Here is a 20,302-nt window from a genome sequence, read left to right as displayed (position 1 = left end):
CCGGCCGAGCGCCTGCACGCCGCACGGCGGGCCACAGACGCACGGGGCATCACGGACCGGGCGCACAGGACGAGGGGCCGGGCAACGCTGTGCCCGGCCCCTCGTCCTGTGCCTCCATGCAGCCGTACCCGGAGCGGGAGCGGCCGAAGTGCCGACCCGCTCCTCTCGGGGCCTACTTGCGCTTCTTGCGGCCCTTCTGGGCCTTGCGCCGCTCGGCCCGGGTCAGGCCGTCGGCCTGGGAGCGGATGGGGCCGGTCTCGTCCCCGTCCGTACCGGCACCGGCGTCCAGGTCGCCCTCGACCACGCCGCCCTCGGCGGTGGGCGCGGAGAAGTGCAGACGGTCGGGGCGCTGCGGCTGGTCGAGGCCCTTGGCGTGGATCGCCGGGGCCGGACCGGCGCCCGCACCGGCCGGCACGGCGTCGCGGGGCTCGTCCTCCTTCTCCAGGGACGGCGCCGGCACGGTCTCCTCGACCGGCACCTCCTCGACCTGCTGCTCGACCTGGACCTCCAGGTTGAACAGGTAGCCGACGGACTCCTCCTTGATGCCGTCCATCATGGCCTGGAACATGTCGTAGCCCTCCCGCTGGTACTCGACCAGCGGGTCCTTCTGGGCCATCGCGCGCAGGCCGATGCCTTCCTGGAGGTAGTCCATCTCGTACAGGTGCTCGCGCCACTTGCGGTCGAGCACCGACAGGACCACGCGCCGCTCCAGCTCCCGCATGATCTCGGAGCCGAGCTCCTTCTCACGGGCGTCGTACTGCTCGTGGATGTCGTCCTTGACGGACTCGATGATGAAGTCGGCCGTGATGCCCTCGCGGTCGCCCGCGGCGTCCTCCAGCTCCTCGATCGTCACCTTGACCGGGTAGAGCTGCTTGAATGCGCTCCACAGCCGGTCGAGGTCCCACTCCTCGGCGAACCCCTCGACGGTCTCGGCCTGGACGTAGGCCTCGATGGTGTCGTCCATGAAGTGCCGCACCTGCTCGTGCAGGTCCTCGCCCTCCAGGACGCGGCGGCGCTCGCCGTAGATGACCTCGCGCTGCCGGTTGAGCACCTCGTCGTACTTGAGGACGTTCTTGCGGATCTCGAAGTTCTGCTGCTCGACCTGGGACTGTGCGGAGGCGATGGCGCGGGTGACCATCTTGTTCTCGATCGGCACGTCGTCGGGCACGTTGGCCATCGACATCACGCGCTCGACCATCTGCGCCTTGAACAGCCGCATCAGGTCGTCGCCCAGGGAGAGGTAGAAGCGGGACTCGCCCGGGTCGCCCTGGCGTCCGGAGCGGCCGCGCAGCTGGTTGTCGATCCGGCGCGACTCGTGGCGCTCGGTGCCCAGCACGTACAGCCCGCCGAGCTCCTTGACCTCGTCCACTGCCGACTTGACCGACTTCTCGGCCTTCTCCAGGGCGGCGGGCAGCGCGGCGGCCCACTCCTCCGGGTGGTCGTTGGGGTCGAGCCCGCGCGTGCGCAGCTCGTTCTCCGCCATGCCCTCGGCGTTTCCGCCGAGCTTGATGTCGGTACCGCGTCCTGCCATGTTGGTGGCGACCGTGACGGCGCCCTTGCGGCCGGCCTCGGCGACGATCAGGGCCTCGCGCTCGTGGTTCTTCGCGTTCAGCACCTGGTGGGTGACACCGCGCTTGGTGAGCTGCTTGGAGAGGTACTCCGACTTCTCGACCGAAGTGGTGCCCACCAGGATCGGCTGGCCGCTCTCGTGCTTCTCGACGATGTCGTCGACCACCGCGTCGAACTTGGAGACCTCGGTGCGGTAGATCAGGTCTGCCTGGTCCTTACGGGCCAGCGGCCGGTTGGTCGGGATCGGGACCACGCCGAGCTTGTAGATCTGGTGGAACTCGGCCGCCTCCGTCATGGCCGTACCGGTCATGCCGGAGAGCGTGTTGTAGAGGCGGAAGAAGTTCTGGAGGGTGATCGTGGCGAGCGTCTGGTTCTCGTCCTTGATCTCGACGCCTTCCTTGGCCTCGATCGCCTGGTGCATGCCCTCGTTGTAGCGGCGGCCGGCCAGGATACGGCCGGTGTGCTCGTCGACGATCATGACTTCGCCGTCCATGACGACGTAGTCCTTGTCGTTCTTGTAGAGCTCCTTGGCCTTGATCGCGTTGTTGAGATACCCCACCAGTGGCGTGTTGACCGACTCGTAGAGGTTGTCGATGCCCAGCCAGTCCTCGACCTTGGCGACACCCGACTCGTGGATGGCGACGGTGCGCTTCTTCTCGTCCACCTCGTAGTCGCCCGTCTCGGGCTTCTGGGTGCGCGGGTCGCCCGGCTCGCCCTTCTCCAGGCGCTTGACGAGCTTCGCGAAGTCGCTGTACCACTTCGTGGCCTGGTCGGCGGGGCCGGAGATGATCAGCGGCGTACGGGCCTCGTCGACGAGGATGGAGTCGACCTCGTCGACGATGGCGAAGTTGTGACCCCGCTGGACCAGTTCGTCCTTCGACCACGCCATGTTGTCGCGCAGGTAGTCGAACCCGAATTCGTTGTTCGTGCCGTAGGTGATGTCGCACGCGTACTGCTCGCGGCGCTCGGCCGGGCTCATGTTGGCCACGATGCAGCCGACCGTCAGGCCGAGGAACCGGTGCACGCGGCCCATCCACTCGGAGTCGCGCTGCGCCAGGTAGTCGTTGACCGTGACGATGTGCACACCGTCACCGGAGATCCCGTTCAGGTACGCCGGCAGCGTGCCGACCAGGGTCTTGCCCTCACCGGTCTTCATCTCGGCGACGTAGCCGAGATGCAGCGCGGCGCCTCCCATGAGCTGCACGTCGTAGTGCCGCTCACCCAGCACGCGCTTGGCGGCCTCGCGGACGGTCGCGAAGGCCTCCGGCATCAGGTCGTCGAGGGACTCACCCTCCGCGTACCGTTCCTTGTACTCATCCGTGAGCGCGCGCAGCTCGGCGTCCGACAGGTCGACGAAGTCCTCTTCGATGGAATTCACCTGCCGCGCGACGCGGTCCAGCTTGCGCAGGATCTTCCCTTCACCTGCGCGCATGAGCTTGCCGAAGACGGACACTTAGGGTGGCTCCTTGCCGGTCGGGCCTGGCACGGTCTGCACGGGTCAGTGCGGATGTCCGGTGCGGATCCGCGAGGTCCTCTCCTTGCTGAGGGCCTGAACCGCACCGGCCATCGTATGCGAGGGACGACTGCCCCTGTACCCCCAACGTGCCGGAGGCCCGGAAGGTGCCCCGGGACCGAACGGCACAATCGGACCATGGAGCCCACCACACTACGCACCGAGCGTCTCCTGCTGCGTCCGTTCGACGAAGGAGACGTCGAGGTCGTGGCCGCCGCGTGTGACGATCCCGACATCCAGCGTTACGTTCCCGTCCCGGAACCGTACACGCACGCAGACGCCGAGGAGTTCGTCTGCGGGGCCTGCCCAGCCGGCTGGCAGGACGACACCGCCTACAACTTCGGCGTCTTCACCCACGACGGTCAACTGGTGGGCTCCATGGGTCTGGTCCGGCTCGCCACCCTGCGGACCGCAGAACGCCAGGCCGAGCTGGGCTTCTGGACGGCGAGGGGGCAGCGCCGCAAGGGCTACACGGTCGAGGCCGGGCACGCGGTCGCCGCGTGGGCGTTCACCTCGCTGGGCGTGGAACGGCTCGAATGGGTCGCCCAGGTCGGCAACGAGGGGTCACGCGCCGTGGCCCTGCGGCTCGGTTTCGTCGAGGAGGGCGTCCAGCGGGCACGTATCGCGCACAGAGGAACACGCCGTGACGCCCGCATCGCCGCGCTGCTCCCCTCCGACCGAGGACTCCCCCTGCACACCCCGTACCTGCCCTCCGCTTACGCGCCCCCGGCGCGGGGCTAGCCACCACAGCTCCGCTCCGGTCGGGAGTCCCTTCCTGCCGGGCGTACCTTCGCCGCCGCCGGCTCCGGAAGTCGGCCACCGGCGGCTCCACTTCGGGCCGACAGCCGGTCCGCTCGGGACTGTCAGTGGGCCCGCCTAGGGTGGGCGGCATGACGACAGGCCCGACCGTCACCGCCTCCACCGCCACCCCCTCGCCCGAGGTCTGCCTGACGGCCGACGAGGCTCGCCGCATCGCGCTGCGCGCCCAGGGCCTGCTGGGCGCGCCCGACCGCCGCGCGGGCGTGCGCGGAGTGCTGCGCGACCTGGGTGCGGTGCAGCTCGACACCATCTCGGTACTGGCCCGCTCCCACGAGCTGGTGCCCTACGCCCGGCTGGGCTCCGTGGGCCGGGAGGCGGTGGAGGCGGCGTACTGGACGGGCGCCCACAGCTTCGAGTACTGGTCGCACGCCGCCTGCGTGCTGCCGATCGAGGAATGGCCGCACTTCGCCTTCCGCCGCCGGGCCTTCCGCGAGCGAGGACACCGCTGGCACGTGATGCAGGACCGCGAAGCCTCCTGCGCCGCCGTCCGCGAGCAGCTCCGCGCAGAGGGGCCGCTGACGACGGCCGGGCTGGGCGGCGGCCGCAAGGGCGGCGAGTGGTGGGACTGGTCCGAGCGCAAGATCGCGGTGGAGTGGCTGCTGGACATCGGAGAGGTCGTCGTCACCGAGCGACAGGGCTGGAAGCGCGTCTACGACCTGGCCGAGCGCGCCGTCCCCGCAGCGCTCCTCCATGACGACCTGGACGACCGCGCATGCCTGCGCCGCCTGGTGTCCCAGGCGGGTACCGCGCTGGGCGTCGCCACCCGCGCCGACCTGGCCGACTACCACCGGCTCAAGGCCGAGCAGGTCGACTCCGTCGTGGCGGACACCGGCCTGGTGCCGGTCGAGGTCCACGGCTGGCCGAGACGCGCCTGGGCCGACCCGGCGGCGCTGGAGAGCTCCCCGCGCGGCCGGCACCGCACCACGCTGCTCTCCCCCTTCGACTCCCTCGTGTGGGACCGTCCCCGCACCGAGCGGATCTTCGGTTTCACCCACAGGCTGGAGGCCTACGTACCGAAGCCGAAGAGGGTGCACGGGTACTTCGCCATGCCGCTGCTCACCGGCGGCAGGCTGCGCGGCCGCGTGGACCCGGCCCGGGAGGGGACGACCCTGGTCGCCCGCCAGCTCTCGATGGAGGGCCCCGGGGCCGTGGAGCCGATGGCGCGGGCGCTGCGCGAGGCCGCCGCCTGGGTGGGCTGCGACACGGTACGGGTCGAACGCTGCGCACCCGAACCGCTCCGCCCCCAGCTACGCGCCGCCCTCGACGCCCTCGGCCTCTGACCCGGCGCCCTGACCACCCGACGTCCGGTGGGTCCGTCGACCGCCACGTCACGCCCGGGGCGCCACCCACAGGCGGGCATCGGCCCCGACCCGGCTCAGCGGATCTCCAGAATCTTCTCCCGCATCGCGTAGACGACAGCTTCCATCCGGGAGTGGAGCTGCAGCTTCTCCAGGATGTTGCGCACATGGTTCTTGACGGTGTTCTCGCTGATGAACAACTCTTTGGCGATGTCGCGGTTGTTCATGCCGGTCGCGACCAGCTTCAGGACCTCCAGCTCCCGCTCGGTGAGCCGGGGCGCGGGGACCAGCTTGCTCTCGTCGGTGCGCTGGATCATCGACTTGAACTCGGTCAGCAGCTTGGCCGCCATCGAGGGGCTGATCTGCGACTGCCCGTCGGCCACGGCCCGGATGGCGGTGGAGACCTCGTCCGTGGAGATCTCCTTGAGGAGGTAGCCGGTGGCCCCCGCCTTGATCGCGTCGTAGAGGTCGGCCTCCTCGTCGCTGATGGTCAGCATGATGATGCGCGCACTGGGCGCCACCTCCTTGATGGAGGTGCACGCCTCGATACCGCCCCGCTTGGGCATCCGCACATCCATCAGCACGATGTCCGGCAGCAGGTCGGCCGCTTTGTCGACCGCCTCGGCGCCGTCCCCGGCCTCCCCGACGACCTCGATGTCCTCCTCCTGCGCCAGCACGATCTCCAGCCCCCGCCGAAAGAGCGCATGATCGTCCACGACCAGCACCCTGATCGGTTCCTGGCACCGCCGTTCCCGTTCGCGCGAGTCCACCTCGGCCACCGGACTCGGGTGTGCATCGGGCATGGGCATCACGGGCCCGAAGCTGTCCACCATCGTTCCTCCCCCTGCACCCTGTCTCCCGCACCAACCCCGCTATGGGCAACGGAGGTTGGTGCGGTTCTTGATGTTACTCACGTCGGCGCCCCCGGCCGGGTTCCGAGACCCTGCCGGGGGCGCGAACATCAAGCCGGTGGCTCCCAGGGCTGTGCCAGGGCCGTACTACACCGCCGTCAGCCGCTGAGCGCTCCGCCCGCTCCGGGCGGCGGCTCCTCGACGAACGGGTCCGGCTCCAGATGGATCACGCCGTAGTCGTAGCCGTGCCGCCGGTAGACGACACTGGGCTGCTTGGTCTCGGAGTCGACGAACAGGTAGAAGTCGTGGCCCACCAACTCCATCTCGTAGAGCGCTTGGTCGAGCGTCATGGGTGCCGCCGCGTGGGTCTTCTCCCGGACGACGAGCGGCCCCTCTCCCTGGACCTCCAGGGATCCCACCCTCTTGACCGAGGGCTGTCCGTCGGCCTCCTGAGGGGGTGCGGCCACCGATCCGGCGGCCCCTTCGAGTTCTCCGTTGAGTTCCGACGCGAGGTGTGCGGTCGCCGCCGCCACACTCATCGGTGCGCGGCTTCCGCCACGGTGGACGCGACGCTTGTCGGCCTGCTTGCGCATCCGGGCTTCCAGCTTGCCGGCCGCCAGGTCCAGCGCCGCATACGGGTCCGAGGCGGCTGCCTCCGCTCGGATGACCGGTCCACGAGTACGCAGAGTGATCTCCACCCTGTCGGAACGGTCGGCCTGCCGGGGGTTGTGCTCCTTGGCCACCTCGACCTCAAGGTTGATCACCTTGCCGTCGAGCTTCTTGACCTTCTCCAGCTTCTCGGCCACGTGCTTGCGGAACCGGTCGGGCACCTCTGTCTTACGGCCCTTGACGACGATGTCCACGCAGAACTCCGTTCCCGGACGGCCCGCAGCTTGTCATGCGGGCGTCCTTGGTGCACTGACGCCGGAGGTTCGGGCCTCTGCCGAACTGTCCTCCGGCTCGAGGTCGGCTTGCGAGTTTCACCTCCTTCTCCCCCGGAGGGAAGATCGCCACCCAATCCGAACGTACCTCTACCGGAGGAGGCGCGGCACCCCCTACTGGCACGTACCTCCGATCAGGCGAGTCATCCCTCGTATCACCTGCAACGACGATCTCAATCTGGTAGTTCCGGCAACCGCCCATCCGGTTTCCCGAGGCAACATTTCCGCGCCCGGGTCAGCCGTCCGCGCGCACCGCGAGCACCGCAGCCGTGGCCACCCCTCCCAGGGCCCGCGCCGCCTCCGCGAGCGAAGCACCCGTCGTCATCACATCGTCCACCAACACCACACGTCCCGCACGCAGCGAGCGCGCACCGAGTGGCGTCGGCTCCAGTGCTCCCGCAAGATTCGCAGTCCGCTCCACCGCGGACAGCCTGGCCTGGTCGGCGACGCTCCGTCGCTGACGCAGCACGGACAGCGTCCGTACCGCCATGCCCTCCCTCCGTAAGGTTCGCGCGGCCTCCTGCGCCAGACGCCGCACCGGGTCGTGCCCCCGCCCCGCGACGGCCCGCCGCCCGGACGGCACCGGCACGAGCACCACCGGCTCGGGCCGCCGCCGGCACGCGCCCTGCGGCGGGTGCGGGCCGCCGCCCCGGGAAGGCGGCCCGTACCGTGCGGGGACGGTGGACACGGAAGCAATCGCAGTACGCCCAGGGGCGGACGGGGTGGCCCGTGGTGCGTTCACGGCCAGTCGGACGGCGCCGGCAAGCACCGTTCCCAGTGGCGCGGCCAGCCCGAGGGCACCGCGCTCCTTGTGAGCGAGCAGCGCGGCCCGCACCTCGCCGGTGTACGTGAGCGCTCCGTACACCCGAGGCAGTCCGGACGGTACGCGCGACGGCCATACCCGCCGCGGCACCGCGCCCTTCAGCACGCTGCTGCACTTTTCGCACAGACGGTCCCGCTCGCGCGGGCGACCGCACCCGGCACACCCCATGGGCATCACCAGACCTGCGATTTCCCGCGGGAGGCTCTGCCATGTCTCCCGCATGGCCTCCACTGTGGCAGCCGCACGAGACCGTCACCACCCCTGTGGAAAACTCCGGACCGGAGGGGTCGGTGCGGCCCTTCGCGGTCGAACTCCTGTCGCCATGACCGCCGATGACCGCAGCTCGTCGAGGGTGGGCGAGCACCGTCTCAACCCAGGGCGCACGCCTGGGATCAGCCCGGATACGCCGGAGCGGACCCCGTCTCCGTCAGCATCTTCCAGTTCGCGTCCGGCGGCAGCCGCACGATGCCGTCCTCGGAGTCGGCCAGCAGCGACTTGCTCTCGTCCTCCGAGGCGGCCACGCCCGTCACATCGTTGATGCCCGGCAGCGCCGGCTGATCCGAGATGGAGCCGTCCGTCTCCATGTACTGCACCTGCTGGACGCTGCCGGACTCGCGGCCCACCACCACCAGCCGACTGCCGCCCGCCCAGGATGCGGCGGAGACCTCTTCCAGATGCGGGGCGATGGGCCGCAGCTGCTCGACGGTCAGTTCGGGGTGGCGCTCGGTGCCCCCGCGCACCACCCGCCCCAACTGGAGCGAGACCTGCCCGTCCTGACCGCGTACCCGCAGCGCGATGCGCACCCCGTCCGAGGCGATGCGGAGCGACTCGATGCGCTCGTCCTCGTCCAGGTCGGGTACCCGCACCTCGTCCGGCTCCTCCTTGCCGCCGCGCAGCCGGAGCAACCGCGGCTCGGCCGGGTCCCGGTCGGCCACCCACAGGTCACCGAGGCCGTCCCAACTGGGGGCCGACAGCCGGTCGTTCTCATGCTTGGCCTTGCTGGTGAGGACCGGCTCGCCGAGGTCCGTGGACGTGCCGCCCTCCAGCGAGGCGACGTAGAGCGCCCGCCGACCGCGTGAGACGGCAGCCCCCTCGCTTTCGAGCCGGTTGGCCGCGACGGCACCCATCTCCACGCGGCCGCTGCCCAGTGGCCCTACGACGGGGCTCGGGGACTCCTTGCGCTGGAATGCGGCGACCCGGTGCTCCCCGTCGATGAAGTACGCCTGCTTGGCGCTCCCGTTGAGACGGCCGGGCTGGTACGCGGCAACCTGTTCCCGCGTACGGGTGCACAGTTCGCGGTTCGTGGGCCCCGCCAGCTCGACCTTGCTGACCTTCGCCGACGCCTGGTCCTGCACCGCGTAGAGGACCTGGGCCGCCATCCGTGCGCACTGGCCCGCCCTCGCGGTGGCACCCCGCGCGTTCAGCTGCACCCTGAGGACACCCGAATCGTCGAGCGACAGGCGCTGTTGCGGATGTGCCAGCCGGGTACCAGTGGGAAACGCCGAGTCCACCACCGGATCGAGCCAGCCGGACGGCCCCTGCAACAGTGCGGAGACCGTTTCGGTGACCGGATTGATGCGCCGACGCAGATACACCGGATCGGCGACGAGCACGTTCTGCCCGTCCGTGATCGAGTCGGCGTCCGGACCGAGCTGTGCGTAGTAGTACGTGTTGACGGGGCGGTAGATCCGCTGGAAGTCGGACTCCCCCAGCAGCAGGCCGTCCGGCATCTGATCGATGCGCCACTCGCCGTCCACCTCGGCCAGGTGGAAGACCTCGCGGTACGCGCCCTTGGAAGGCGAGTAGGCGTGTTTGCTGTCGACCTGCGCCATGCGCGTACCGGAGACCTCGACGGAGTAGCCGCCTCCGGCGATCGCGCTGCGGCGCGGTGCCCTGTGCGTGCTCGGCCCGTCCGAGAGGACGGTCGTCGAGGCGAACGGCTCCCACTCGTGCGCCATCCGGCGCGTCAGGTACTCCTGCGCGGTGGGAAAGGACGCCTCGTCGCTGGTGGTCGCCTCCAGGAAGCCTCGGACGATCTGGCTCGGCGTCTCGCCCTTCTGCGGGCTGACGCTGTAGACCCGCACCTGGGAGTCCGCCTCGGCGCGGCGGGAGGAGTTGACCTCATCGACGCTCCCGTCATCGGGCATGGACGCACACCCGGCCAGCAACCCGGCACACGCCGCCAGTACCAGCAGCACACGAAAGCGGCGCACGGTGTGCGAGGCGGCTGCTGCGCGCATCGAGGGGCGCTCGCTCCTCATTCGCGCTCCCCTTCCGCTGGTCGTGAGGTCTCTCCTTGGGTCCGGCCGCCCGGATCGCGTGCACCAGCCACCGCGGACAGCGGCACAGACGGTGCCGGTGAGGCGGACGGCTCGCGGGAAGAGGAGCGGGGAGGGGAGGAAGCCTCGGAGCGAGGGGAAGCACCGGAACGCGGCGAGCCCTCGGAACGGGAAGACGCCTCGGAACGGGAGGAGCCCTCGGGACGGCTGGTCGCTGATGCCAGTGCCTGCCGACGGCGCGAGTCCTCCGGTTCGAGCCGCAGCGGCGACCCCCGCAGCGGCTCACCGGCAGTGCACGGCAGGACGAGCAGGAACTGTGAGCCGTTCCCCGGCTCGCCCCACGCGCGCAGCCAGCCGCCGTGCAGCCGGGCGTCCTCCAGCGCGATCGACAGGCCCAGCCCTGTGCCCCCGGTGGTACGAGCCCTGGCCGGATCCGCCCGCCAGAAGCGGTTGAAGACCCGATCGGCCTCGTCCTTCTTGAGGCCGACCCCGTAGTCGCGCACCGCCACCGCCACCGCACCGCCGGCGACCGCGAGCCGCACCACCACGTCGCGGCCCTCCCCGTGTTCGACGGCGTTGCCGACCAGATTGCGCAGCACCCGCTCGATCCTGCGGCCGTCCACCTCGGCGATCACGGGCTCCTCGTCGCCGGTGACCCGGATGCGGCCGCCCTTCCTCTCGGCGAGCGGTTCGCAGCCCTCGACGACGCGGTGCACCACGTCCCGCAGGTCCACCCGGCCGGCTTCGAGGTTGGCGGCGCCCGCGTCGAACCGGCTGATCTCCAGCAGGTCGGCCAGCAGCGACTCGAACCGGTCGAGCTGCCCGAGCAGGAGTTCCGCCGAACGCGCCGTCGCCGGATCGAAGTCCTCCCGCGCCTCGTGGATGACGTCGGCCGCCATCCGCACCGTCGTCAGCGGCGTGCGCAGCTCGTGCGAGACGTCCGAAACGAACCGGCGCTGCATCCGGGAGAGCTCCTCCAGCTGCTGGATCTTGACCTGGAGGTTCTGCGCCATCTTGTTGAAGGACTCTCCCAGACGGGCGATGTCGTCCTCGCCGGTGACCTTCATCCGCTCCTGGAGCCGCCCGGCCGCCAGCCGCTCGGAGATCCCCGCGGCCATCCGCACCGGCGTCACCACCTGCCGCACCACCAGCCACGCGATCGCGCCCAGCAGAACGACGACGAACACCCCCGCGGTGGCCAGCGTCCCCTTGACGAGGCTCAGCGACTCCTCCTCCTGCGTGAAGGGGAAGACGTAGTAGAGCTGGTAGGGCGTACCCCGCGCATCGTTGAGGCGCTTGCCGACGATCAAGGCGGGGTCGCTGCCGCCGTCCTGGTGGTAGACGCGGGCGTAGCGGCGGTGCGGGCCGGGCTCGTCGTCCAAAGCTTTGCGCAGGTCGCCGGGGACGCTCTCCTCGGGGCGGATGTCTCCGGTGGAGCGGGGGCCCCGGGTGGTGGTGGAGGTGTTGCCCACGAAGGGGGACTCGTCGTTGTCGGAACCGAGCGCGACGACCGAGTAGACGCCCTGACCACCGCTGGCGAGCTGCTCGACCAGGTTGTTCAACCAGGTGCCCGAGTTCTGGGTGCCCCGAGCGCCCCGGCCGCCACCGTCGTCGATCACGGTGCCCCCTGGCCCGGTGTCGGCGCTGTCAGCCATGTGCTCGGCAGCGGCGAAACCACCCGAGGCCTGGCTCTGAGCGGTCTTCTCCTTGGCTTCCAGCAGCCCGTTGCGGACCTGACCGATGACGACCAGGCCCAGCAGCAGCACGACCCCTAGCGACAGCAGCAACGTGGCCACGACCACCCGCAACTGGATGTTGCGCCGCCACAGCCGCATCACCGGCAGCAGCGGCCTGCGGATCCATCGCACGAAGAAGCGCACCATGGGGCGCGCGCCCGGCCCTGTCGCGCCCTCCGGGAGCAGCCCGTCGGAGAAGAGAACCCCGCTTCGCCACAAACGCCCGAATTTGGAGGTATCGGGCTCCCGCCCCACGTTCCGCCCCCCATGGGCACGGGGCGGAGCCGAGGAGTTACGGGTCATCTCAGCTCGGCCCGGCCTTGTAACCCACGCCGCGCACGGTCACCACGATCTCGGGGCGCTCCGGGTCCTTCTCGACCTTGGAACGCAGCCGCTGCACATGCACGTTCACCAACCGCGTGTCCGCCGCGTGCCGGTACCCCCACACCTGCTCCAGCAGCACCTCGCGTGTGAAGACCTGCCACGGCTTGCGCGCCAGCGCCACCAGCAGATCGAACTCCAGCGGCGTCAGGGCTATGGACTGCCCCTCCCGCTTCACCGAGTGCCCCGCGACGTCGATCACCAGATCACCGATGGCGAGCTGTTCCGGCGCCGGTTCCTCGGACCGGCGCAGCCGCGCCCGGATCCGCGCCACCAACTCCTTCGGCTTGAACGGCTTGACGATGTAGTCGTCCGCGCCGGACTCCAGACCCACCACCACGTCGACCGTGTCGCTCTTCGCGGTGAGCATGACCACCGGCACACCGGACTCCGCCCGGATCAGCCGGCACACCTCGATACCGTCCCGGCCAGGCAGCATCAGGTCGAGCAGCACCAGGTCGGGCTTGGTCTCCCGAAAGGCGGCAAGCGCCTTGTCACCGTCCGCGACGAAAGACGGCTCGAAACCTTCTCCGCGCAGCACAATGCCGAGCATCTCTGCCAGTGCGGTGTCGTCGTCGACGACAAGGACGCGTCCCTTCATGACCTCATCATCCCATCAGCCGATCGCGACGCCTGCTTTCGTGATGCGGAACACAGCTCCGCAAGGCGGTCGGCCGTGGCCGGCCGGGCCACCCCCTCGTCCGTGACCACAGCAGTGACCAGCGCGGACGGCGTGACATCGAACGCAGGATTGTAGGCCTGCGCACCCACCGGCACCAGAGCCGCCCCTTCTACCCCGTCCGCCCCCACAGCACCATGCCTCACCCACGGCCCCTCCGTCACCTCATGAGCGGCCCGCTGCTCGACCTCGATGTCGCCGCCCGAAGCAGTCTCCGGGTCGATCGTCGTCACCGGAGCCACCACCACGAACGGCACCCCGTGGTGCTGCGCCAGCACCGCCAGCGGATACGTGCCCACCTTGTTCGCCACCGAGCCGTCCGCCGCGATCCGGTCGGCCCCCACCACCACCGCATCCACCTCGCCGGCCGCGAACAGCGACCCCGCCGCGCTGTCCGTCAGCACGCTGTAGGCCATCCCCTCCTTCGCCGCCTCGTACGCCGTCAGCCGGGCCCCCTGCAGCAGCGGCCGCGTCTCCCCCACCCACAACCGCCGCAGCTCACCGGCCCGGTGCACCGCCTTGACGACGGCCAGCGCCGTACCGCCCCCGCCCGACACCAGCCGCCCGGTGTTGCAGTGCGTCATGATCCGCAGACCACCCCCGGGCACCAGCTCCGCCAGCAGAGCGCTCCCGTGCCCTGCGAGCCGGTCGCTGGCCTCCGCGTCCTCTCTGTGCAGCGCCCGCGCCTCGGCCAACGCACGTGCGGCAGCGGCCGCCGCCCCGGCCCCCGACCGCTCCGCAGCCCGGTACGCCGCCTCCACGCGCCGCGCCCCGTACCCCAGGTTGACCGCCGTCGGCCGCGCGCCGGCCAACTCCACCGCCGCCGACCCCACGTCGAACCCCCGCGCCGCCGCCAACGCGACGCCGTACGCTCCGGCGATCCCCAGCACCGGCGCACCCCGCACCGCCAGCACCTGGATCGCCTCCACCAGAGCCGGCACATCCGTGCACACCAGCTCCGTCTCCTCACGCGGGAGCCGCCTCTGGTCGAGGAGCACCACCACGGGCCCCTCCGGCAACTCCTCGTAACGGATGACGGGCACACACTCTTCAGCCATCCACCCAGTCTGCCCGGGCGCACAGGCCACTTGAAGGGCATCGGCCGCTCCCACCCGGCTGCGACCGCCCCGGCCCGTGACACGATGGGCAGCCAACCAGGCACGGGACTACCCACACGAGGTGACCTCACGTGAACGACTCCCCGGGCTGGGCTGCGCCCGGATCCTCCTCGCCCGACTCCGCACCCGAATCCGACCCGGCCACGCCGGCGGACACCGGAGACAACGGAGCCGAACAGGGCGGACCCGACTCCGGTACGACCGGAAAAGCCCAGAGCACCCCGGGCGACGACACGGAGCGCCCCGACTCCGCGGACAGCACCGCACCCACACCGTCACCGCAGGACGAGCCCGCCGACCAGCACCCCCGGAACTGGGCCGCCGAACAGCCCCCGGCCGCTCCGCAGAGCTGGAGCTGGGGCCACCACAGCGGCGGCCCCGCCCGGCCCCAGGGCCCCCAACGCGGGCAGGGACAGGCCTGGGGAGGCGGCTGGAGCGGCGCTCCGCAGCCCCCCACCGGCTCCGGCGGCCCGCGCCCGGGCTGGAACGCCGGCTGGGCCCCACCACCGCAGGCACCCAAGCCCGGAGTCGTCCCCCTGCGCCCCCTCGGCGTCGGAGAGATCCTGGACGGCTCGGTCAGCACCATGCGGGCGCACTGGCGTACCGTCCTGGGCATCTCCCTCGCCGTCGCGGTCATCACCGAGATCGTCTCGGCCCTCGTCATGGGCTTCTGGCTCAACGACACCAGCGAACTGGACGCCCTCGCCAACAACGACAACCCCAGCCTCGCCGAGCTGAACAGCGCCCTCAAGAGCATGCTCAGCAGCGTCGCCGTTGTCGGCGTCGTCGGCATGCTCGGCAGCGTGATCGCCACCGCCATGCTGACCGTCGTCGTCAGCCGCGCGGTCCTCGGCCGCAGTGTGAGCCTGGGCGAAGCCTGGCGCGACTCCCGGCCTCAGCTCCTGCGCCTCCTCGGCCTGCTGATCCTCATCCCCCTCCTGGTCTCGGCAGCCATGCTGGTCTGCCTCTTCCCTGGTCTCCTCACCGCCCTCGCCGGCGCCGACGCACTGGCCGTCCTCCTCGTCCTTCTCGGTCTCCTCGGCGGCATCGTCGCCGCCGTCTGGGTCTGGGTGCGCTTCTGCCTGGCACCACCGGCGCTCATGCTGGAGAAGCGCGGGCTGCTCTTCGCGATGCGCCGCTCCGGCAAACTGGTCAGCGGCGCCTGGTGGCGCGTTCTGGGCATCCAACTGCTGGCTCTCGTCCTCGTCACCGCCATCTCCTTGGTCATCTCCCTTCCGACCACCGCGATCTCCGCGCTCGTCAGCGGTGGATCCACCTTCACCGACCCCGCCGCCGCGACCGGCTGGACCACGCTGCTCATCAACGGCGTCGGCTCCGTCATCGCCTCGACCATCTCCCTCCCGCTCAACGCCGGCATCACCGCACTCCTCTACCTCGACCAACGCATCCGCCGCGAGGCCCTCGACCTGGAGCTGGCCCGCGCCGCCGACGTACCCGGCTACGGCCGCCGCGACCCCGAGCCGCCCGCCCCCGGACGCTGACGCCATGCCGGGGGGAGCCGCCTGCGTCCTGCCACTGCGGGCCGCCCCACTTCACCGGGTGGCCGGAGCGCCCCTGAGCGACGGTCAGGACGTACCGCCCGTCACCACCCCCCGGCTGCCCGCCCGCGAGGGTGCCGAGCACGAGCTGTCCAAGCCCGAATACCACCAGCACGACCCGAACCTCCTCCAGCGCGCCGTCGACTGGCTGTGGCGCCGTCTCGGCGACCTCCTCAGCACCGCCGCGGAGGCAACCCCCGGCGGCTGGGTCGGCCTGCTCACCGTCTGCCTCCTCGGCCTCCTCCTGCTCCTCGCTCTCCGACTGCGCCTGGGCAAGCTCCGCCCCGGACCGGCAAGCGGCGCCTCCAACACCCTCTTCACCCCTCACCCCCGCAGCGCCGCCGAACACCGGTCGTCCGCCACAGCCCACGCCGAAGCCGGCCACTGGACCGCGGCAGTGCAGGAACGGATGCGGGCACTCGTGCGCTCCCTCGAAGAACGCGTCCTGCTCGAACCACGACCAGGCCGCACCGCCGACGAGGCCGCTGCAGAAGCAGGCCGCACCCTCCCCGAGCACGCCGCGCGACTCCGCGCCGCCGCCCGCGCCTTCGACGAAGTCACCTACGCCGACCGCCAGGCCGATCGCGCCGCCTACGAGGAACTCACCGCCCTCGACACCGCTCTCCTCGACACCCCCCCGCACCTGCCCAACCCGGCCTCCACCGCTCGCGTTGCCGCTGACCCCACCGCACCGTCACCGCCCGGAGGAGCCAGGTGACTACTGCGGCTCCCACCTCCGCCCCGCCGACCGCCCGACACCTGTGGCGCCGCGCCCGCGGACTCCTTCTGGCCGCCACCGTCATCGCCGTGGCCGGGATCGCCCTCGCCGCCCTGCGCTCCGGTGAGAACACCGGCACACTCGACCCCCGCTCGACGGCCCCCTACGGCAGCAAAGCGCTCACCCGCCTCCTCGCCGACCGCGGCGTCAGCACCCACGTCCTCTCCGACCCCGCCCGACTGCGCACCGCAAACGGTCCGGACACCACCCTCGTCGTCCCCTTCCCCGACGCCCTCGACGCCACCGGCCGCAGCGCCCTGCGACAAGCCGCCCGCCGCAGCGCCCGCACCGTTCTTCTCGCCCCCGGCCCGGACACCACGACCGCCCTGACACCGGGCGTCCACGCCTCTGCCCCCGCCGACGTGCGCCCGACCTCACCTCGCTGCGCTCTTCCCACCGCCGACCGGGCCGGCGATGCCCACCTCGGTGGATACCGCTACACCACCCGCAGACAAGCCGACGCGTGCTATCTCCGAGGCGGCAAAGCAACGCTCCTGCGGGTGCCCCGGCCAGGCACCGGACAAGCCACCCCCTCCCACGACACGGTGCTGCTCGGCGCGCCTGACCCCCTCTACAACAAGCGCCTCGCGCACAACGGCAACGCTTCCCTCGCCCTCCAACTCCTCGGCTCCCGCCCCAAGCTCCTCTGGTACCTGCCCGACGAGACGGACACCGCTGCCCCGCCGAGCACCGAACGCGGCTTCTTCGATCTTCTGCCCCGCGGCTGGTCATGGGCCGCACTCCAACTCGCCCTCGCTGCCGCCCTTGCCGCGGTGTGGAGAGCCCGCCGACTCGGCCCCCTCGTCACCGAACAACTCCCCGTCACGGTTCCGGCCGCCGAGGCCACCGAAGGCAGGGCCCGCCTCTACCGTCGGGCCGACGCCCGCGGCCACGCGGCTGAAGCACTCCGCTCCGCCTCCCGCACCCGCCTCGCCGCACTGGCCGGGCTACCGCCCGCCCAGGCCCACCTTCCGGAAGTCCTCACCACCGCATTGGCCGCCACAGCAACCGCCGAGCCGCCACCCCCTTCCGAAGGCCTCTCCGTCGACGAACCCTCTCTCCGGTCCCTCCTCTTCGGCCGCCCACCCCAGGACGACCGCGCCCTGGTGCGACTCGCCGACGACCTCGACCGCCTGGAACGGCACCTCCTGACGCGCACCACCCCGGCCACACCGTCGACAGACAAGGACACCCCCTCGTGAGCGCCCCCTCCCAAGACAGCGCCCGCAACGCCCTCGAAGCGCTTCGCCAGGAAATCTTCAAAGCCGTCGTGGGCCAGGACGCCGTCGTCACCGGCCTCGTCATCGCGCTGCTCTGCCGAGGTCACGTGTTGCTGGAGGGAGTGCCGGGCGTCGCCAAGACACTTCTCGTCCGAACCCTCGCCGCCGCTCTGGAACTGGACACCAAGCGCCTCCAGTTCACGCCCGACCTGATGCCCAGCGACGTCACGGGCTCACTCGTCTACGACGCTCACGCAGCACAGTTCTCCTTCCAACCAGGGCCGGTCTTCACCAACCTCCTCCTCGCCGACGAGATCAACCGCACCCCTCCGAAAACACAGGCCGCCCTCCTCGAAGCGATGGAGGAGCACCAGGTGACGGTCGACGGAACACCCAGCGCTCTGCCCGAACCGTTCCTCGTGGCAGCCACACAGAACCCTGTCGAGTACGAAGGCACCTACCCCCTCCCCGAAGCCCAGCTCGACCGCTTCCTGCTGAAACTCAACGTGCCCCTCCCGTCACGCGACGCCGAGATCGACGTTCTGACACGGCACGCCGAAGGCTTCGACCCCCGCGACCTGCCAGCCGTCGGCGTTCGACCCGTCGCCGGTCCTGCGGAGATCCAGGCCGCCCGCGCGGGTGTCGCCAAAACCGCCCTGACGCCCGAAGTCACGGGCTACATCGTCGATATCTGCCGTGCCACTCGCGATTCCCCCTCACTCTCCCTCGGGGTCTCACCCCGAGGCGCCACCGCGCTTCTGTCCACCGCTCGCGCCTGGGCCTGGCTCACGGGCCGCGACTACGTCATCCCGGACGACGTCAAAGCCTTCGCGCCACCCACACTCCGCCACCGGATCCAACTCCGTCCCGAGGCGGAGATGGAAGGTGTCACCGCGGACAGCGTGATCACCTCGATCCTCTCCCACGTCCCGGTCCCCCGCTGAGAGAGCTGAACCTTCTATGGCCCTCACCGGACGAACAGCACTCGTAGCCGCGCTCGGAGCGCTCTTCGTGGGTTTTGTCCTGCCCAGTTGGACTGGTCTGCTCGTCGTCGAACTTCTCCTGCTGCTTGCAATCGTCGTCGATCTCACGTGGGCAGCACCAGTCAATCGACTCGTCTTCACTCGAAGCGGTGAGACCTCAGTTCGACTAGGTGAACAAGTGAGCGCCTCACTTCTTGTCACCAATCCCTCCCGGCACACCTTGCGCGCCCATCTCCGCGATGCATGGCCGCCGAGCTGCTGGCCCGAGCACGCTCCGTCCGAAGCCGGTCGCCATCGCCTGGTCGTCCCGGCCGGAGAACGACGCCGCCTCACCACCACACTGCACCCCACCCGCCGGGGGGACCGGTCAGCAGAACGCGTCACCGTCCGCTCCTTCGGCCCCCTCGGCCTGGCCGCACGTCAGGGACATCACCACGTCCCGTGGACGATCCGCACACTGCCGGCCTTCACCAGTCGCAGGCACCTGCCGGCCAAGCTGGCACGCCTACGGGAATTGGACGGCCGCACAAGCATCCTCGCCCGCGGTGAAGGCACCGAGTTCGACAGTCTCCGCGATTACGTACCCGGCGACGACACCCGCTCCATCGACTGGCGCGCCACTGCCCGCCATACCTCCACCGCGGTACGGACATGGCGCCCCGAACGCGACCGACGAGTCCTCATGCTGCTCGACACGGGCCGCACCTCAGCAGGACGTCTGGGCGACCTGCCCCGGCTGGACATCACCATGGACGCCGCACTCCTCCTGGCCGCGCTCGCGTCCCGTGCCGGAGACCGAGTCGACATGCTCGCGCACGACCGCGTCGTCAGAGCCCGTGTTGTCGGACGATCGGGGCACCAGCTGCTGCCCGCACTCGTCCAGGCGATGGCACCTCTGGAACCCCAACTCCTCGAATCCGATCTCCACGGCCTCGCCACAGCCGCAATGCGCGCAGCACCGCGGCGATCGCTTCTGGTCCTGTTCACCGGCCTCGACCGCGCACCGGTGGAAGAGGGACTGCTTCCCGTACTCCCGATGCTGACCCGACGGCACAACGTCCTCGTCGCCGCCGTATCCGATCCGCGGCTCCAAGAAATGGGACGGTCGCGCGGCACCGTCAATGCCGTTTACGACGCAGCAGCGGCAGCTCGGACCCAGGCGGAACGCCGTGCGACAGCGAGCCTTCTACGCCGCCACGGAGTCACAGTGGTGGACGCACCCCCTGCCGCACTCGCCCCCGAACTGGCGGACACGTACCTCACGTTGAAGGCCACAGGCCGCCTCTGAGAAACCCGTCTCAGCACGGAAGCGGCAGCAAGGGGAAATCGAATCGATGGCACGTCGGCCTGCCGACGGGCCACTTCCCTACGTGAGCCGCTCCGGTACGCGGGCAAAAGAAAAGCCCCGTTGGCTGGGCCAACGGGGCTTTCCCTACACAAAGTTCGGCGGCGTCCTACTCTCCCACACGCTCCCGCATGCAGTACCATCGGCGCTGAAAGGCTTAGCTTCCGGGTTCGGAATGTAACCGGGCGTTTCCCTCACGCTATGACCACCGAAACACACAACACACACCAACACACACCCACGAAAGGGTTGTGTCGGGGTTGTTGTCTCAGAACCCACACAGTGGACGCGAGCCTCTATGGACAAGCCCTCGGCCTATTAGTACCGGTCACCTCCACCCATTACTGGGCTTCCAGATCCGGCCTATCAACCCCGTCATCTCCAGGGAGCCTTAACCCCTCACAGGGGGA

Annotated in this window: 15 protein-coding genes and 2 rRNA genes; 7 read left to right on the top strand and 10 right to left on the bottom strand. The window is 70.4% G+C overall.

Features of this window, described 5'->3' with window-relative positions:
- Window positions 1-172 precede the first annotated feature (172 nt).
- Window positions 173-3,022 carry a preprotein translocase subunit SecA gene (gene secA, locus H297_RS0118935; protein WP_027738348.1) on the bottom strand — a complete coding sequence of 950 codons (2,850 nt, stop codon included), beginning with the start codon at window positions 3,020-3,022 and terminating at the stop codon, window positions 173-175.
- 198 nt (window positions 3,023-3,220) lie between these two features.
- On the opposite strand from secA, the gene H297_RS0118930 reads away from it, so the two are divergent.
- Together H297_RS0118930 and H297_RS0118925 are read left to right on the top strand one after the other, a co-directional pair.
- Entirely contained in the window at window positions 3,221-3,823 is a 603-nt protein-coding gene (locus H297_RS0118930) for a GNAT family N-acetyltransferase (RefSeq protein ID WP_027738347.1), read from the top strand.
- Window positions 3,824-3,972: 149 nt separating this feature from the next.
- On the top strand, window positions 3,973-5,181 hold the full coding sequence (locus tag H297_RS0118925) for a DNA glycosylase AlkZ-like family protein (RefSeq protein ID WP_051351982.1): 1,209 nt from the start codon (window positions 3,973-3,975) through the stop codon (window positions 5,179-5,181).
- A 95-nt stretch (window positions 5,182-5,276) separates the two neighbouring features.
- Here the strand turns inward: H297_RS0118925 and H297_RS0118920 are convergent, their stop codons facing one another.
- The 7 genes from H297_RS0118920 to mtnA all read right to left on the bottom strand — a co-directional run bounded on the left by H297_RS0118920 (window position 5,277) and on the right by mtnA (window position 13,947).
- A complete protein-coding gene (locus H297_RS0118920; protein WP_027738345.1) occupies window positions 5,277-6,032 on the bottom strand; it encodes a response regulator transcription factor in 756 nt (251 codons plus the stop codon).
- A gap of 176 nt (window positions 6,033-6,208) precedes the next feature.
- Window positions 6,209-6,913, bottom strand: a complete 705-nt coding sequence (gene hpf, locus H297_RS0118915; RefSeq protein WP_027738344.1) for a ribosome hibernation-promoting factor, HPF/YfiA family — start codon at window positions 6,911-6,913, stop codon at window positions 6,209-6,211.
- A gap of 313 nt (window positions 6,914-7,226) precedes the next feature.
- Window positions 7,227-7,481, bottom strand: a complete 255-nt coding sequence (locus tag H297_RS44380; RefSeq protein ID WP_486589570.1) for a ComF family protein — start codon at window positions 7,479-7,481, stop codon at window positions 7,227-7,229.
- Window positions 7,482-8,206: 725 nt separating this feature from the next.
- The gene (locus H297_RS0118905) at window positions 8,207-10,075 is read right to left on the bottom strand and encodes an LpqB family beta-propeller domain-containing protein (protein ID WP_051351981.1); all 1,869 of its coding nucleotides are present in this window, start codon (window positions 10,073-10,075) and stop codon (window positions 8,207-8,209) included.
- Window positions 10,072-12,132: an MtrAB system histidine kinase MtrB gene (gene mtrB, locus H297_RS37140; RefSeq protein ID WP_078514298.1), complete on the bottom strand. Its 2,061-nt coding sequence runs from the start codon at window positions 12,130-12,132 to the stop codon at window positions 10,072-10,074. Before mtrB ends, H297_RS0118905 begins: the two co-directional genes overlap by 4 nt.
- A 1-nt stretch (window position 12,133) precedes the next feature.
- Window positions 12,134-12,811 carry a two-component system response regulator MtrA gene (gene mtrA, locus H297_RS0118895; protein ID WP_027738342.1) on the bottom strand — a complete coding sequence of 226 codons (678 nt, stop codon included), beginning with the start codon at window positions 12,809-12,811 and terminating at the stop codon, window positions 12,134-12,136.
- A complete protein-coding gene (gene mtnA / locus H297_RS0118890; RefSeq protein WP_037794740.1) occupies window positions 12,808-13,947 on the bottom strand; it encodes an S-methyl-5-thioribose-1-phosphate isomerase in 1,140 nt (379 codons plus the stop codon). Before mtnA ends, mtrA begins: the two co-directional genes overlap by 4 nt.
- Before the next feature lie 131 nt (window positions 13,948-14,078).
- On the opposite strand from mtnA, the gene H297_RS0118885 reads away from it, so the two are divergent.
- From H297_RS0118885 to H297_RS41825, 5 genes are read left to right on the top strand one after another with little or no spacing between them, the layout of a single operon-like run.
- Window positions 14,079-15,509, top strand: coding sequence for a DUF7847 domain-containing protein (locus tag H297_RS0118885; protein WP_027738340.1), 1,431 nt, complete (start codon window positions 14,079-14,081; stop codon window positions 15,507-15,509).
- A gap of 4 nt (window positions 15,510-15,513) precedes the next feature.
- Window positions 15,514-16,284 carry a DUF4129 domain-containing protein gene (locus H297_RS0118880; protein WP_027738339.1) on the top strand — a complete coding sequence of 257 codons (771 nt, stop codon included), beginning with the start codon at window positions 15,514-15,516 and terminating at the stop codon, window positions 16,282-16,284.
- Window positions 16,281-17,546, top strand: coding sequence for a DUF4350 domain-containing protein (locus H297_RS0118875; protein WP_027738338.1), 1,266 nt, complete (start codon window positions 16,281-16,283; stop codon window positions 17,544-17,546). Before H297_RS0118880 ends, H297_RS0118875 begins: the two co-directional genes overlap by 4 nt.
- The gene (locus H297_RS0118870) at window positions 17,543-18,508 is read left to right on the top strand and encodes an AAA family ATPase (RefSeq protein WP_027738337.1); all 966 of its coding nucleotides are present in this window, start codon (window positions 17,543-17,545) and stop codon (window positions 18,506-18,508) included. The genes H297_RS0118875 and H297_RS0118870 overlap by 4 nt, the downstream gene beginning before the upstream one ends.
- A gap of 16 nt (window positions 18,509-18,524) precedes the next feature.
- Window positions 18,525-19,835 carry a DUF58 domain-containing protein gene (locus H297_RS41825; RefSeq protein ID WP_037794712.1) on the top strand — a complete coding sequence of 437 codons (1,311 nt, stop codon included), beginning with the start codon at window positions 18,525-18,527 and terminating at the stop codon, window positions 19,833-19,835.
- Window positions 19,836-19,988: 153 nt separating this feature from the next.
- On the opposite strand, the gene rrf is transcribed toward H297_RS41825, so the two are convergent.
- A 5S ribosomal RNA gene (gene rrf, locus H297_RS0118860) occupies window positions 19,989-20,105 on the bottom strand.
- 85 nt (window positions 20,106-20,190) lie between these two features.
- Window positions 20,191-20,302, bottom strand: a 23S ribosomal RNA gene (locus tag H297_RS0118855); the annotation flags it as partial.

The organism is Streptomyces sp. CNT360 (assembly GCF_000424785.1).
Note: the sequence above shows the minus strand (reverse complement) of the source record. Positions and strands in the feature narration are given on the sequence as shown.

Coding starts and splice junctions, on each gene's coding strand:
- H297_RS44380 (WP_486589570.1), bottom strand. CDS start 7,481: ATGGCGGTACGGACGCTGTCCGTGCTGCGTCAGCGACGGAGCGTCGCC.
- H297_RS0118920 (WP_027738345.1), bottom strand. CDS start 6,032: ATGGTGGACAGCTTCGGGCCCGTGATGCCCATGCCCGATGCACACCCG.
- H297_RS0118925 (WP_051351982.1), top strand. CDS start 3,973: ATGACGACAGGCCCGACCGTCACCGCCTCCACCGCCACCCCCTCGCCC.
- H297_RS0118930 (WP_027738347.1), top strand. CDS start 3,221: ATGGAGCCCACCACACTACGCACCGAGCGTCTCCTGCTGCGTCCGTTC.
- H297_RS41825 (WP_037794712.1), top strand. CDS start 18,525: ATGGCCCTCACCGGACGAACAGCACTCGTAGCCGCGCTCGGAGCGCTC.
- H297_RS0118905 (WP_051351981.1), bottom strand. CDS start 10,075: ATGAGGAGCGAGCGCCCCTCGATGCGCGCAGCAGCCGCCTCGCACACC.
- mtrA (WP_027738342.1), bottom strand. CDS start 12,811: ATGAAGGGACGCGTCCTTGTCGTCGACGACGACACCGCACTGGCAGAG.
- mtrB (WP_078514298.1), bottom strand. CDS start 12,132: ATGACCCGTAACTCCTCGGCTCCGCCCCGTGCCCATGGGGGGCGGAAC.
- H297_RS0118880 (WP_027738339.1), top strand. CDS start 15,514: ATGCCGGGGGGAGCCGCCTGCGTCCTGCCACTGCGGGCCGCCCCACTT.
- mtnA (WP_037794740.1), bottom strand. CDS start 13,947: ATGGCTGAAGAGTGTGTGCCCGTCATCCGTTACGAGGAGTTGCCGGAG.